Origin of the sequence: Micromonospora sp. DT62 (assembly GCF_049847285.1) — a bacterium.
Taxonomy (GTDB): domain Bacteria; phylum Actinomycetota; class Actinomycetes; order Mycobacteriales; family Micromonosporaceae; genus Micromonospora; species Micromonospora reichwaldensis.
The window spans coordinates 47,957-61,700 of sequence record NZ_JBNCOB010000018.1 but is presented as its reverse complement, the minus strand read 5'-3'; the positions used below and the strand labels follow the sequence as shown (position 1 = coordinate 61,700).

General features: G+C 76.6%; 11 protein-coding genes. 5 read left to right on the top strand and 6 right to left on the bottom strand.

The annotated features are described in order from the left end of the window. Nucleotides 1-117: 117 nt before the first annotated feature. Nucleotides 118-732: a DinB family protein gene (locus ACPXCB_RS22365; protein ID WP_425877516.1), complete on the bottom strand. Its 615-nt coding sequence runs from the start codon at nucleotides 730-732 to the stop codon at nucleotides 118-120. 62 nt (nucleotides 733-794) lie between these two features. Between ACPXCB_RS22365 and ACPXCB_RS22360 the strand changes: the two genes are divergently transcribed. Beyond that, nucleotides 795-1,784: a helix-turn-helix transcriptional regulator gene (locus ACPXCB_RS22360; RefSeq protein ID WP_425877515.1), complete on the top strand. Its 990-nt coding sequence runs from the start codon at nucleotides 795-797 to the stop codon at nucleotides 1,782-1,784. Nucleotides 1,785-1,795: 11 nt separating this feature from the next. Here the strand turns inward: ACPXCB_RS22360 and ACPXCB_RS22355 are convergent, their stop codons facing one another. Further along, the gene (locus tag ACPXCB_RS22355) at nucleotides 1,796-2,920 is read right to left on the bottom strand and encodes a hypothetical protein (RefSeq protein WP_425877514.1); all 1,125 of its coding nucleotides are present in this window, start codon (nucleotides 2,918-2,920) and stop codon (nucleotides 1,796-1,798) included. 146 nt (nucleotides 2,921-3,066) lie between these two features. Next, nucleotides 3,067-4,416 carry an MFS transporter gene (locus ACPXCB_RS22350; protein ID WP_425877513.1) on the bottom strand — a complete coding sequence of 450 codons (1,350 nt, stop codon included), beginning with the start codon at nucleotides 4,414-4,416 and terminating at the stop codon, nucleotides 3,067-3,069. 70 nt (nucleotides 4,417-4,486) lie between these two features. Between ACPXCB_RS22350 and ACPXCB_RS22345 the strand changes: the two genes are divergently transcribed. The 4 genes from ACPXCB_RS22345 (at nucleotide 4,487) to ACPXCB_RS22330 (ending at nucleotide 7,888) form a co-directional block, all read left to right on the top strand. Further along, nucleotides 4,487-5,137, top strand: a complete 651-nt coding sequence (locus ACPXCB_RS22345; protein WP_225852478.1) for a TetR/AcrR family transcriptional regulator — start codon at nucleotides 4,487-4,489, stop codon at nucleotides 5,135-5,137. 61 nt (nucleotides 5,138-5,198) lie between these two features. Further along, on the top strand, nucleotides 5,199-6,524 hold the full coding sequence (locus tag ACPXCB_RS22340; RefSeq protein ID WP_425877512.1) for a flavin-containing monooxygenase: 1,326 nt from the start codon (nucleotides 5,199-5,201) through the stop codon (nucleotides 6,522-6,524). Continuing rightward, nucleotides 6,521-7,369, top strand: coding sequence for an SDR family NAD(P)-dependent oxidoreductase (locus ACPXCB_RS22335; protein WP_425877511.1), 849 nt, complete (start codon nucleotides 6,521-6,523; stop codon nucleotides 7,367-7,369). Before ACPXCB_RS22340 ends, ACPXCB_RS22335 begins: the two co-directional genes overlap by 4 nt. A 9-nt stretch (nucleotides 7,370-7,378) precedes the next feature. Then, nucleotides 7,379-7,888, top strand: coding sequence for an NUDIX hydrolase (locus tag ACPXCB_RS22330; protein ID WP_425877510.1), 510 nt, complete (start codon nucleotides 7,379-7,381; stop codon nucleotides 7,886-7,888). 7 nt (nucleotides 7,889-7,895) lie between these two features. Here ACPXCB_RS22330 and ACPXCB_RS22325 read toward each other — a convergent pair whose 3' ends face one another. Genes ACPXCB_RS22325 through ACPXCB_RS22315 form a run of 3 tightly spaced genes read right to left on the bottom strand, consistent with a single transcriptional unit; the run spans nucleotide 7,896 to nucleotide 13,629 of the window. After that, complete coding sequence (locus ACPXCB_RS22325) at nucleotides 7,896-10,121, bottom strand: glycosyl hydrolase family 95 catalytic domain-containing protein (protein WP_425877509.1); 2,226 nt, start codon at nucleotides 10,119-10,121, stop codon at nucleotides 7,896-7,898. After that, on the bottom strand, nucleotides 10,118-11,176 hold the full coding sequence (locus ACPXCB_RS22320; RefSeq protein ID WP_425877508.1) for a LacI family DNA-binding transcriptional regulator: 1,059 nt from the start codon (nucleotides 11,174-11,176) through the stop codon (nucleotides 10,118-10,120). Before ACPXCB_RS22320 ends, ACPXCB_RS22325 begins: the two co-directional genes overlap by 4 nt. Then, entirely contained in the window at nucleotides 11,173-13,629 is a 2,457-nt protein-coding gene (locus ACPXCB_RS22315) for a glycoside hydrolase family 3 C-terminal domain-containing protein (RefSeq protein WP_425877507.1), read from the bottom strand. The genes ACPXCB_RS22320 and ACPXCB_RS22315 overlap by 4 nt, the downstream gene beginning before the upstream one ends. Nucleotides 13,630-13,744 lie beyond the last annotated feature (115 nt).

The following is a 13,744-nucleotide window of genomic DNA, read 5'->3' as shown; positions in this document are numbered from 1 at the left end:
GGGTTGGCGGCCGGGGGTGTGTTTACGGTCCTGGGGGCCCCGTGGCCCCGGGGTTTCGGGGGGGCCGGGGGGGGGGGGGGGGGGGCCCCGGCCCGGGGGCCGGGACCCGCCGGGCGCTCAGGTGGTCCGCTGCCCGTCGAGGCTCTCGCGCAGGATGTCGGCGTGCCCGGCGTGCTGGGCGGTCTCGGCGATGACGTGCATCAACACCCCACGTACGCTGAGCACCGCCGTCACGTCGTGCCACGGCGCCGGCGGCAGCGGGTGGGTCGCCGACAGGTCGGCGACGGCGGCGACGGTCTCCTCGGTGCGGGCGGCGACCTGCGCGTAGTGGTCGAGGATCCCGTCCAGGGTCTCGCCGGGCAGCATCCGGAAGGCGGCCTCGTGCTCGACGAGCCACTGCGGCACCTCGCGGGCCGTGCCGGCCGTGATGTCGGCCCAGGTGACCCCGTCGGGCAGGGCGAAGGACATGGCCGCGGGGCCCTCGACCACGAAGCGCAGCCACGACTGCTCCATGGCCGCGACGTGCTTGACCAGCCCGCCCAGGCACAGCGTGCTGGCCGTCGGGCGCTGGCCGAGCTGCTCGTCGGTGAGGCCGCGGACGGTGCCGGTGAGGGCGGATCGGGCGGTCGAGAGCGCGGCGAGCAGGTCGGCCCGCTCGGGGTCGAGGGTCGACGGGGGCGTGGCGGTGTCGGTCACGGCGTTCGGGTCCTTCGTGTCGTCATCGGTGGGCACGTGGACCACGTTCGCAGCCGAAGCGGACAGGATGTGTCCGCTTCTGCGAGCACCATGGGGGAATGCCGAAAACTTCCGCGCGCCTGCTGGCGTTGCTGTCGCTGCTGCAGGCACGCCGGGACTGGCCGGGAGGGCTGTTGGCCGCGCGGCTGGACGTGAGCGCGCGCACCGTACGGCGTGACGTCGAGCGGCTGCGCGAGCTCGGCTATCCCATCGCGGCCGTCAAGGGACCCGATGGTGGCTACCGCCTCGCCGCCGGTGCGCAGCTGCCGCCGCTGCTGTTCGACGACGAGCAGGCCGTGGCCCTGGCCATCGCGTTGCAGAGCGCCACCACCGCCGGCGCCGGCATCGAGGAGGCCGCGGCGCGCGCACTGCACACGGTCCGGCAGGTCATGCCCGCCCGGCTGCGCCACCGCATCGACATCCTCCAGGTCACCGCCGTCGAGCGGTCCCCGACGCGGGCGGGCCGGCAGGCCGACAGCGGCGTGCTCATGGCGCTCGGCGCCGCCGTGCACGCCCGCGAGGTGCTGCGCTTCGACTACACCCCCGTGACCGCACCGGAGGCTGACGGCGACGGTGGGTTGCCCGCGCCGCGCCGGGTGCAGCCGCACCACCTCGTCACGTGGGGCGGACGCTGGTACCTGGTGGCGTGGGACCTCGACCGCGGGGACTGGCGCACCTTTCGCGCCGACCGGATCAGCCCGCGTACCCCCACCGGGCCCCGGTTCACCCCACGTGAGCTGCCCGGGGGTGACGTGGCGGCCTTCGTGACCAGCCGCTTCCAGGGCTCCGGGGGCGCCGACGGGTGGCCCTGCCGCGGGGAGGTGATCCTCGACCTGCCGGCCGCCGTGGTGTCCGGGTACCTGCACGACGCGCTCGTGGAGGAACTCGGTCCGCACCGCTGCCGGCTCGTCCTGGGTTCGTGGTCGTGGGTGGGGCTGGCCGCCTCGATCGGCCGTTTCGACGTCGACATCGAGGTCGTCGGCCCGGCCGAGCTCAGGGACGCCTTCGCCCGGCTGGCCCGCCGCTACGCCGCCACCGCCGGCGGGTGACCGGAGATCGCTCAGCCAGTCGCGCGGGGGCCCAGGTGGGCCAGGGCGGCGGCGAGGTGGCTGACCTGCTCGGCGAGCTGGGCCGCCCGCCGCTGCGCCTCGTCGCGGTCGGTCTCGGCGGCGCGCAGCCGTACGGTCAACTCGGCGGCGCGGCCCTCGGCGGCGCTCGCGGCCTCGCGTGCGGCGGCCAGGTCGGCGCGCAGCGTGTCGTGCCGGCCGGTGAGTGCGGCCAGTTCCGTGCGGGCCTGCTCGGCGGTGGCCTCGGCGCGCCGCCGGGCGGTCTCGGCGTCCCGGTGCGCGGCTTCGGCGCGTTGCCGGGCCGTGTCGGCTTCGGCGGCGGCCGCGCGGGCGGCGTCGGCCTCGGCGCGGGCCTGCCCGGCGCGCTCGCGGGCCTGCTCGGCCTCGGCGTGCAGGCGCTGCGCGCGGTCGAGGGCCTCGGTGGCGGCGCGGGTCGCCCGGTCGGCGTCGGCGCGGGCGGCGTCGCGTTCGCCGGTGAGTTCGGTGCCGCGGCGGCGTTCGGCGTCGATCTCGACGCGTAGCGCACGCAGCTCGTGGCGGGCCGTGTCGCGGTCGCGTTCGGCCTGGGTGCGCAGGGCCTCGGCGGCGCTGGCCTGCTGGCGGGCGTCGTCGCGGGCGGCCTCCGCCCGGTCGGCGCGTTCGACGGCGGCCGTGGCCCGCTCGGCGGCGCGCCGGGCCTCGTCGTGGGCGGCGTCGCGTTCGGCGGCGGCGGACCGGGCCTCCTCGCGGGCCCGGACGGCGGCCGCGGCGGCGTCCTCGGCGTCGCGGCGGGCCTCGTCGCGTTCGGTCTGGGCCGCCGCGACCTGGGTCGCCGCGTCGGCGCGGGCCTGCGCGAGCTGGCGTTCCACCCCGACCGGGGACAGCTCGGCGTGCAGGGCGTCGGCGAGGGTCTCCGCGACCTGCTCCAGCCGGTCGACCGCCTCCCAGGTGCGGGCCACCTGACCGGGCAGGCCGGGGGCGTTGCGGTGCCGCATCCGGCTGTTGCGCGAGGCCCGCTGGCAGGCGCCGTCGTTGTCGCGGCAGTAGCGGAACGGCCGGCCGGCGCCGACGCGCTGCGGCACCTGACGTCCGCAGTGGGCGCAGGGGCGGGTCTCGGCGGGGGTGGGCTCGGCGTCCATCGAGGGCGGAGTCTACTGCCGGGCCCGGTGGCCACCGGCGGTGCGCCCCGCCGCCCCCAGCGGGTGCGACTCCGGCCCGGCCGACGCGCGACGGGGGCGGGTGCGGGGCCCGGCGGCGGACCGGTGGGGCGGCGAGGTCCGGCTGCTCAGGCGGCCGTGCGGGCCGTGCGGTCCAGGGTGTAGCGCCGTTGCAGCAGCAGCGCGACGAGCATCGCCGCCGCGGGCAGCAGCCCGAAGCCCCAGCGGATCGCCGTCAGCGCGCCGTCGGGCTGCGTGACGCCCTCGCCGGCGGTGGAGGCGACGAACCCGCCCGCGGCCAGGCACAGTGAGTACGCCCACGGGCCCAGCGCCGCGCCGGTGGCCTCGGTGGCCGTCCAGACCCCGGTGTAGGTGCCGGCGGCGCCGCCGCCCGCGCGGATGACGTCGGGCACCATCGAGAACGGCAGCAGTTGCATGCCGGCGAAGGCGACTCCGAGCACCGCGACGGCGGCCACCAGCAGGGGCAGCCCGGCGGGACGGCCGACGGCGAGGACCAGCGAGCCGGCCGCGAAGGCGCCCTGGGCGCCCAGCAGCGCCCGCTGCTTGCCGACTCGGCGGGCCACCGCCAGCCAGGCCGGGGTGACCAGCAGCGCCGGGGCGACGAACGCGGCCACCAGCACGGTGGTCAGGGCGGGGCGGCCCAGCTCGTACTCGGCGTAGTAGGGCACCGCGGCCAGGACCAGGTGGGTGGTGGTGGACATGGCCAGGTACGCGGCGACCAGCCAACGGAACTGCCGGTCGCGCAGCGCCACGACCAGCGCCCGCCAGCCGCCGCCGTGCGGTGCGGGCGTCGCGGCGGCGGCCCGGCGCAGCCGGGCGATGCCGGCCACGCCGACCAGCATGGCGGCCAGCATCCCGACGGCCAGCAGCACTCCCATCCGCTGGTAGCCGGCCCGGGTGGCGTCCTCGCCGCCGGCCAGCAGGGGTGCCAGCAGCCCGGAGACGAGGATGCCGAGGGTCAGGACCACCATCCGGAAGGCCATCAGCCGGGTGCGCTCGTGGTAGCCGATCCGCAGGTCGGCGGGGGTGGCCAGGTAGGGGACCTGGTAGGCGGCGAAGAGCAGGTTGCCGGCGACGAAGGCGAGCGCCACCCAGGCGGCGGCCGGCGCGCCGGTGAACCCGCCGGGCACGGCGAACAGCGTGGCGAAGGCCAGCGGCAGGGCGCAGCCGAGCAGCAGCAGCCGACGCCGGTCGCCCCGGCGGGCCTGTTCGACGTCGCAGCGGTGCCCGATCCAGGGGTGCAGCAGCACGTCGGCGATCTTCGGCAGCAGCAGCGCCAGGCCGGCCAGCCAGGGGGCGACGGCCAGCACGTCGGTGAGGAAGTAGAGCAGCAGCAGGCCGGGCACCGTCACCCAGACGCCCATGCCGAGGGAGCCGGCGGCGAAGCCGAGCAACGGCCCGCGGGGCAGGGCGGTGGTGGTGTCCGTACCGGCCGGCTGCTGGTCGAGCCCGGTCATGGCGGCCTCCTCGGCGGGCACGCCGCCCGCAATCCAACGGATGCTGGATTGTAGGGGCAGAATGGCGGCCATGACCATGCCCCGCCGTCGACCCGGGCGGCCCCGCCGCGAGGAGACCCGACCGACCCGGGAGGTGGTGCTGACCGCCGCGACCGCGCTGTTCGCCCGGCGGGGCTTCGACGCCGTCGGGCTGCGGGAGGTCGCGGCGGCCGCCGGCGTCGACGTCGCCACGGTCTCGCACCACACGGGTACGAAGGCGCAACTCTACGACGCCTGCTTCGCGCGGGTCTTCGCCGCCGAGCGGGAGGCGCTCGAGGCGGCGGCCGGGCGCGCCCGGCAGGCCCTGCACAGCGGGCCGGGCGAGGTCCGGCGGGCGCTGCACGACCTGGTGGACGTGTTCGTGGACTTCCTGGAGGACCGGCCGGAGACCACCGCGTTGTGGCTGCGCCGCTGGTTGGAGCCGCAGCGGCACGCCGAACTCGACGAGCGGTACGCGGCGCCGCTGTACCGGCTCGTCGCCGACCTGCTCACGGCCGCCGCGGCGGCCGGGGCGCTGGTCGAGCCGGCGCCGCACGTGACGGTGCGCAGCCTGGTGTGGGCGGTGCACGGGCACGTGGTGGCCCTGGCCGCCGGCGGGGGGTCGCAGGCGCGTGAGCGGCGGGAGTTCCGCGCCTTCGTGCACCGCTTCCTCGACGGACTGTACGGGCCGGCCACGCCTTGACGTGCCGGCCCGTACCGGGCCATTATCCAACGCACGTTGGATTAACGGGGAGGAGCCGGCGATGGGTGCGCAGCCGTCCGTGGCGGTCATCGGCGCGGGCGCGGCCGGACTGGCCACCCTCAAGGCGCTCGCCGACGTCGGCGTGCCCGCCGTCTGCTTCGAGGCGGCCGACCGCGTCGGTGGCCTCTGGGTGTACGGGGCGCCCGGCTCGCCCGCGTACCGGACCCTGCACCTGAACACCAGCAGAGCCCGCACCGAGTTCGTCGACCACCCCATGCCGGCGCACTGGCCGGACTACCCCGACCACGCCCGGGTCGCCGGCTGGCTCAGCGACTACGCCGACCGGTTCGGGCTGCACGACGCGGTGCGGCTGCGGCACACCGTCGACCGGGTGGAGCGTGGCGGCGACGGCCGGTGGACGGTGCACGCCGACGGACCCGACGGCGGTGTCGAGGTCACCGTCGACGCCGTCGTCGTCGCCAACGGCCACAACCGGGTGCCGAAACCGCCCACCCCCACCCACCCGGGCGACTGCACCGCCGAGCAGCTGCACAGCCACGCCTACCGGGGCCCCGACCAGCTCACCGGCCGGCGGGTCCTGGTCGTCGGCGGCGGCAACTCCGCGATGGACATCGCCGTGGACGCCTCGTACGCGGCCCGGCGCACCCTGCTGTCGCTGCGCAGGGGCGTCTGGGTGGTGCCGAAACACCTGCTCGGCCGCCCGTCGGACACCCTCAACGGCGCCCTGGCCCGGCGGTTGCCGTGGCGGCTGCGCCAGCGCATCACCCAGCGGATGCTCGCCGCCACCGTCGGCGCGCCCACCCGCTACGGCCTGCCCGCCCCCGCGCACGGCTTCCTCCAGGACCACCCGACGCTGTCGGACGGGCTGCTGTCCCGGCTGACCCACGGCGAGATCGAACCCCGCCCCGGCATCGCCGGCTTCGACGGCGACCGCGTCACCTTCACCGACGGCCGCGTCGACGAGGTCGACCTGGTGATCTGGTGCACCGGCTACCGGGTGGAGATCCCATTCCTCGACCCGGCGTTGCTCGGCGACGGGGCGGACACCCTGCCGCTGTACCGGCACGTGTTCCACCTCGACGCGCCCGGGCTGGCGTTCGTCGGGCTGATGCAGTCCACCGGTGCGGCGTTCCCGCTGGTCGAGGCGCAGGCCAAGCTGGTCGCGGCGCAGCTGTCCGGCCGCTACGCGCTGCCCGAGGCGCAGCGGCAGCGCGCCGCCTGCCGAGCCGAGCTGCGCGCCGCCACCGCCCGGTGGGGGCAGCGCCGGCCCGCCATGCGGGTGGACTTCGACGCGTACCTGGCAGAGCTGAGGCGGGAACTGGCCGCCGGCACCCGCCGCGCCCGCGGCAGCGGAGCCACGGCATGAGCGGGCTGGCGGGTCGCCGGGTGCTGGTCACCGGGGCCAGCGGCACCTTCGGCCGGCACCTGTGCGCCGCGTTCACCGCCGCCGGGGCACAGGTCGTCGGCATCGACCGCCAGCCGGGCACCGTCGCCGTCGACCACGACCCGGGCGACGGCGGGGGCGTGCCGGTGCTCGGCTGCGACCTGACCGACCCGGCCGCCGTGGCGCCCACGGTCGCCGCAGCCGTGGACCGCCTCGGCGGGCTGGACCTGCTGGTCAACAACGCCGGCGTCGGCGGACCCGTCCCGGCCGAGCTGCCACCCGACGAGGTGGTACGCCAGCAGCTGGAGGTGAACCTGCTCGCCGCCTGGCGCACCACCGCCGCCGCGCTGCCCGCCCTGGAGGCCGCCCGTGGGCGGGTGGTCTTCGTCGCCAGCCGGATGGCCCTGCTGCCGCTGCCGCTGGCCGCCGCGTACGGGGTCAGCAAGCGGGCCCTGGTCGCCTACGCCGACGCGCTGCGCCACGAGGTGGGCAGCCACGTCGGGGTGAGCGTCGTCTACCCGAGCATGGTCGCCTCGCCGATTCACGACAGCACCGCCGACGCCGGCCTGTCCCTGAACGGGGTATCCCGCCCGGAGACGGTGGACGGAGTGGTCGCGGCGATCCTGCACGCCGCCACCGCCCGGCGGGCGCCCCGGGACGTGGCCACCACCAGGCGTGGACGCCTCGAGCTGGCCCTCGCCCGGCACGCGCCGAGGCTGGCCGACCGGCTCGTGCGCCGTACCGTCTCAGCCCGGCTCGCCGCCGGTGACCTGGACGCCGCGCCGCTGGCGGCGGGGATGGTCCGCCGGCACCGCGACACCGGCTAGCGTGGGCGGGTGGCCGTCTCCCCGTACATCGCCAAGCTGCGCGCCCACGTCGGCCACGATCTGCTCCTGCTGCCCGGGGTGAGCGGCGTCGTCCGCGACGACGACGGGCGGGTGCTGCTTGCCCGGCGCGCCGACAACGGCCGCTGGTCGGTGCCCGCCGGCCTCATCGACCCCGGCGAGCAGCCCGCCGACGCCGTCGCGCGGGAGGTGTACGAGGAGACCGGCGTGCGCGTACGCGTCGACGGGGTCGCCGGCGTCGCCACCCACCGGGTCGTCTACCCCAACGGCGACACCTGCGAATACCTCAACGTGTGGTTCCGGTGCCGGGCCGTGGGCGGCGAGGCCCGGATCAACGACGACGAGTCCACCGAGGTGGCCTGGTTCGACCCGGGCGACCTGCCGGAGCTCGACGAGTGGGCGCGGCTGCGCATCGACACCACACTGCGCGAGGACGCCCCCACCTGGCACGCCGGGCCCGGCGAGCGGCATTCCGCGCTCAGCCGGCCCGACGCCCTCTGAACGCCGCTCACCCCGCCGCCTCGAAGGTCACCTCCAGCGGCGTTCCGGCAGCCAGGTCCACGTCCCGCTCGCCGTACGGGCTGCGCACCGTCAGCCGCTGCGCGACGGGGGAGCACAGGCGGGCCCGGACCTGCCCGGGTGACCAGGACAGCTCCTCGACGCCGACGCGGCCCCGGCAGGCCACCCCGCGCAGCACCCCCGCGTCCAGGCCCGGCAGCGCGGCCGGCAGCAGCCGCAGCAGCCCCGGGCGGGACTGCACCAGCGACTCGATCAGCACCGCCGGCAGGGCGTGCGCGGCGTCGGCGTTGTACGTCACCAGGTGCGGGTTGTGCGCGCTCATCAGGGACCGGAAGAACATGTCGTTGCCGACGATCTTCAGCAGGTTCGCGGCGGTCAGCGTCCCGTCGTGCAGCCGGGCGGCGGCCAGCGCCCGGTGCAGGCTGCCGTGCGCGGAGAGGTTCTCGTCGCCGCGCAGCGTCAGCGCCCGGTGCGCGGCCCGCGCCAGCTCGGGGGTGTCGTCCGGGTTGATCTCGTCGAGCGGCCACACCGGGTAGAGGTGGCTGACGTGGCGGTGGTCGTCGTCGCCGTGGTAGCCGGGCCACGCCCACTCGGCCAGCGCCCCGCGCCCGTCCACCCGGTACGCGGGCAGCCGCCCCAGCAGCCCCGCCCACCGGTCCGAGCCGGTCACCTCGGCGGCGGTACGCAGGGCGTGCCGGGCGGCGGCGATGTCCATCGTGGCGTTCACCGCCACGTGCACCGCCCGCCCCCGCTCGTCGTGCGGGCCGGTCTCCGCCGAGTACGACGGCACCACGACCACCGTGCCCGCCTCGTCGGTGACGGTGAGCAGGTCCGCGAAGAAGTCCGCCACCTCCGCCAGCCAGCCGGCCAGTTCCCCGAGGGGCGCACCGGTGACCAGGTGCTGCTCGTGCAGCGGGTGCAGCAGCCAGTCCGCGCCGGGCAGCCACGCGGCGAAGGGCCAGTCCTCGTGCAGGTGGAACAGGTGGCCGTGCTCGCCGTCGGTGCGGCTGGGCGCCAGCAGGCCCCGGGCCCCGTAGATCGCCCGCGCGTTGCGCCGCCAGTCGTCGACCTGGCCGCATACCAGGTTGGCATGCGCCGCGGTCACCTCCGGCAGGGCGCCGACGTTCGCGCCGGCCAGTTGCAGGTTCAGGTTGGCGTCGGTGGTGAAGTCACCCGCCCAGGCGGCGTCCCACGAGCCGAGCCACAGCCCGGTCAGCCGGGGCGGCAGGACACCGCTGGAGCTGAGCAGCAGGTACCGGCCGGCGTGGAACAGCCGCTCCAGCAGGGCCGGCCGCAGGGTGCCCGGGTCGGCGTCCTGCGCCGCGATCAGCTCGCCCACCGGCAGTTCCCGCTGCGCGTCCGGCACCCGCAGGTCCAGGCTCACCCGCCCGTAGGCGCGACCATGCGGCACGACGTGCCGGGCCAGCAGCGTCTCGTAGTCGTCGCCGGCGTGGGCCGCCAGCCGCTCCTCCAGCTCGCCGGTGCGCCACGGCGGCGTGTCGGGGCGGTCGAGCGCCGTGGTCAGCAGCGCCGGGCCGCGTACCGCCACCCGGTCGTCGCCGAGGACCGCCACGTCGCCGCGCAGCAGGGTGAGCCCCTCGAAGCCGTACGCGCCGCCCGCGTCGGGGTAGCGGCCCCGCACCCGCAGGAAGACCAGATCTTTCCGGCGGTACGCGGCGACGGTGTAGCGCACCGAATCCGGCCGGCCCGGCAGGTCCCCGGTGCCGCCCACCTCGCAGGGGCCCCCGTTGACGTGGGTGACCACCAGCGTGTCGGCCCGGGAGACGAACGAACGCCGCCGGCCGCCCGCCCACTCGACGACGACCTCCCCGGTGGTGAACTCGGTGCGGCGCCGGTAGTCGCCGACGGGGCCGGGCGCCACGGCGTCGACGGTGAGGGCGAAGCCGGGATGGAACGACTGCGTCCAGCGCAGTACGCCGTCGCCGGCGAGCAGCCGGCTGGCCTCGGCGCGCCGGCCGGCGAGGATCAGCTCGCGGATGCGGGGCAGCAGGGCGGCCAGCTCGGGCGGCCGGGCGTCGCGGGTGCCGTTGGGCAGGACGAAGCGGTGGTGGTTGACGATGATGCGTTCGGTGTGCGGCCGGCCGTACACCATGATGCCGGCCTCGCCGTTGCCGGAGAGGAACGCGTCCTCCCAGCGCTCGGCGGGGGCGGTGTCGACGATGCGGTGCGCGGCGGGGGACGGCCGGGCCGTCATCGGCCGGCCCTCGCCGCCGGGGCGGGGACGGCGGTGCTGCCGCGTACCGTCAGCCGGGGCGGTAGCAGGGTGACCTCCGGCACCGCCTCGCCGTCGAGCTTGCGCATCAGCAGCGACACGGCCTGCGTGCCGATCTCCTCGGCGGGGACGGGCACGGCGGTGAGCATCGGGCTGGCCTGCTCGGCGAAGCGGTCGGGGCAGACGGCGACCACCGACACGTCCTGCGGCACCCGCCGGCCCAGCGCGGGCAGCGTGGCCAGCACCGGGTCCACGGCGGCCTCGTTCTGCACGATCAGCCCCGACACGTCGGGGTGGCGTTCCAGCAGGTCGGTGAGGGTACGGCGGACGGCCGCCGCACCCTCCTCGCAGGGCAGCGCCACCGCGTCGACGCCGTGCCCGGTGGCGGCCTCGACCACGCCGGCGCGGGTGCGGTGCGCGAAGCCCGTGCCCCGGTCGTAGACGGCGGCGGGCGCGCCGAGCAGCGCCACGCGCCGGTGCCCCAGCCCGGCCAGGTGCGCGACGCAGGCCCACCCGGCCCGGTGGAAGTCCAGGTCCACGCAGGTCAGGCCGGTGGCGTCGGCGGGCAGGCCGATGAGCACGCTGGGTCGGGCCAGTGCCCGCAGCAGCGGCACCCGCGGGTCGTCCAGCTCCACGTCCATCACCAGGACGCCGTCGACCAGGGCGGTGGCGGCGACGCGCCGCAGGCCGGCGGGCCCCTCGTCGGAGGTGACCAGCAGCACGTCGTGGTCGAAGCGGCGGGCGGTGGTGACCACGGCCATGGCGAACTGCATCACCACGGGCACCTGCATCCCCGCGCGCAGCGGCAGGACCAGCGCGATCACGTTGGCCCGCCGGCTGGCCAGGGCCCGCGCGCCGGCGTGCGGGTGGTAGCCGAGCGACCGGATGCTGGCCAGCACCCGGTTGCGGGTGACCTCGGAGATGGCGCGCTTGCCGCTGAGCACGTACGACACGGTGCTCACCGCGACCCCGGCGTGCCGGGCGACGTCGGCGATGGTGGGCTGCTCGGGCGACGGGCGCCCCCGCGTCCCGCTCACCGCGCCCGCCCCGACGCCGGCACGGCCGCCCGGTCGTCGGGGGCCGCCTCGTCGCCGCGTACGGCGAGGGTGCCGACCAGCCGCACGTCGCGCGCGGAGCGCCCGACCAGGACGGTGTGGGTGGCGTCCTCCACCACCCGTCGGCCCCGGGTCTCGTCCCACCAGCTCAGCTCGGCGGTACGCAGCCGCAGCCGCACCACCTGCCGCTGCCCCGGCGCGAGGCTGATCCGGGCGAAGTCGCGCAGCTGGCGCAGCGGCTGCTTGACGCGGGAGCGGCGCTGGCGCGTGTAGAGCTGCACGACCTCCTCGCCGGGGCGGTCGCCGGCGTTGGTGACCTCGACGCTCACCTCGACCTCCTCGCCGGCGGTGGCCTCGTCGACGCTCAACCGCAGGCCGGCGTACTCGAAGCGGGTGTAGCTGAGGCCGTGGCCGAACGGGTACAGCGGGTCGCCCCGGTGGTACAGGTAGGTGGCGTCGGAGCCGATCACGTCGTAGTCGAGCAGGTCGGGCAGGTCGGCGGCGTCGGCGTACCAGGTCTGGGTGAGCCGGCCGCCGGGTTCGGCGTCGCCCAGCAGCACGTCGCCCAGCGCGGTGCCGTGCTCCTGGCCGCCGTGCGCCGACCAGAGCACCGCCGGCAGGTGCGTCCCGGCCCAACCGACGGCGTACGGGTAGCTGCTGGTCACCACCAGCACGGTGCGCGGGTTGGCGGCGTGCACCGCCCGCAGCAGCGTCTCCTGGCCCGTGGGCAGGGCCAGGTCGACGCGGTCCTCGGTTTCCCGGCCGTTGACCATCGGGTGGTTGCCCAGCGCCACCACCGCCACGTCGGCTTCGGCGGCCAGGGCGGCGGCCTCGGCGGCCCCGTCCGCCAGCAACTCCACCGTGAAGCGGGTCGCGTCGCCCGGCGTCGGGGCGTCGGCGCGCAGCCGCCCGTCCGCGTCGACGGCGACGTACCGGTCGGTGGCGAGGTGGTGCAGCAGCACCGTGCCGTCGGGGCCGTCGTGGAAGCGGAACGTCTCGCGTACCACCCAGCCGCCCGGTCCCGGGCGGTCGTTGGCGAGTGCGCCGGCCTCGTCGGCTCCGACGTGCCGGCCGTTGCCCGCGGCGCGCAGCGCCACCACGTCGCGTCCCCAGTCGAAGACGTCGAACCCGGTGGCGTCGGCGCCGACGGTCAGCGGGCCGCCGTCGGGGCTGTCCGGGCAGCCGACGTAGCGCCCGCCGACGCGCAGCGCGATCCGGTCGGTGCCGGGGTGGGTGGTGACCGTGGACAGTCGCTCGGCCAGGCCCTGGTACGCGGTCACCGCGTACGGCAGGGTGCCGCTGTACCAGTCCTCGTAAACGGCGTCGGCCAGCGGGCCGAGCACGGCCACCCGCAGGCCCGCGTCGGTCAGCGGGAGCAGCCCGTCGTTGCGCAGCAGCACGATCGACTGGCGGGCGGCCTCGCGGGCCAGGTCCCGGTGCGCGGGGCGGTCGACGGCGTCCGGCGCGACGCCGGCGAAGGGGTCGTCGCGCGGCGGGTCCAGGTCGCCGAGGCGGACCCGGACGGTGAGGATCCGCCGGACGGCGCGGTCCACGTCGGACCCGGTGATCAGCCCCCGGTCCAGCGCCTCGGTCAGTCGCGCGACGGTCGGGGCGCTGTCGGCGTCGTCCTCGGTGAAGCTGTCGATCCCGGCGCGCAGGGCGGCGGCGAAGCCGCTGACGTGGTCGGGCAGGTGGCCCTGCACCCCGGCGATGTTGGTCACCGCGCCGGCGTCCCCGACGATCAGCAGTTCCTCGGGCGTCCAGCGGCGCAGTTCGTTCTCGATGAGCGGGCTCAGGTGCGCGGGCACCCCGTCGACCAGGTTGTAGGAGGCCATCACGGCGACGGCCGCGCCGGCAGCGAGGGGGGCGCGGAAGGCGGGCAGCTCGTACTCGTGCAGCACCCGGGGGGACAGGTCGCTGGAGGTGGTGGCCCGGTCGGTCTCGTTGTTGTAGGCGAGGAAGTGCTTGACCGTCGGCGCCGTACGCAGCCGCTGCGGGTGGTCGCCGCGCAGTCCCTGGGCGTACGCGGTGGCGAGCCGGCCGGTCAGCCACGGGTCCTCGGACCAGCCCTCCTCGTTGCGTCCCCAGCGGGGGTCGCGTAGCGGGTTGACCACCGGCGCCCAGACGTTGAGGCCGACCCGCTCGGGGTCGGCGTGGTGCTTGGCGCGTACCTCGTCGCCGACGGCGGCGCCGACGGCCCGGACCAGTTCGGGGTTCCAGCTGCTGGCGAGCCCGACCGCCTGCGGGAAGACGGTGGCCTTGCCGAGCCAGGCCACCCCGTGCAGCGCCTCGGTGCCGGTGCGGAAGGGGGGTAGGCCGAGGCGGGGCACGGGCGCCTGCCACTGGTGCAGCAGGCCGAGTTTCTCCGGCAGGGTGAGCCGGTCCAGCAGGTCGTCGACGATGGCTTGCGGGGAGGGGGCGGGGTGGTCGGTCATGGTCGGGTCGCCTTCCGTGGGTCCGCGTCACGACCGTGTCGAAGCGCTTCGACGAACGGTGGCGTGAGCGGCGTCGCGGTGGGAGTGGCGGCCGCCGGCCCGGAAGCGTTGAAGC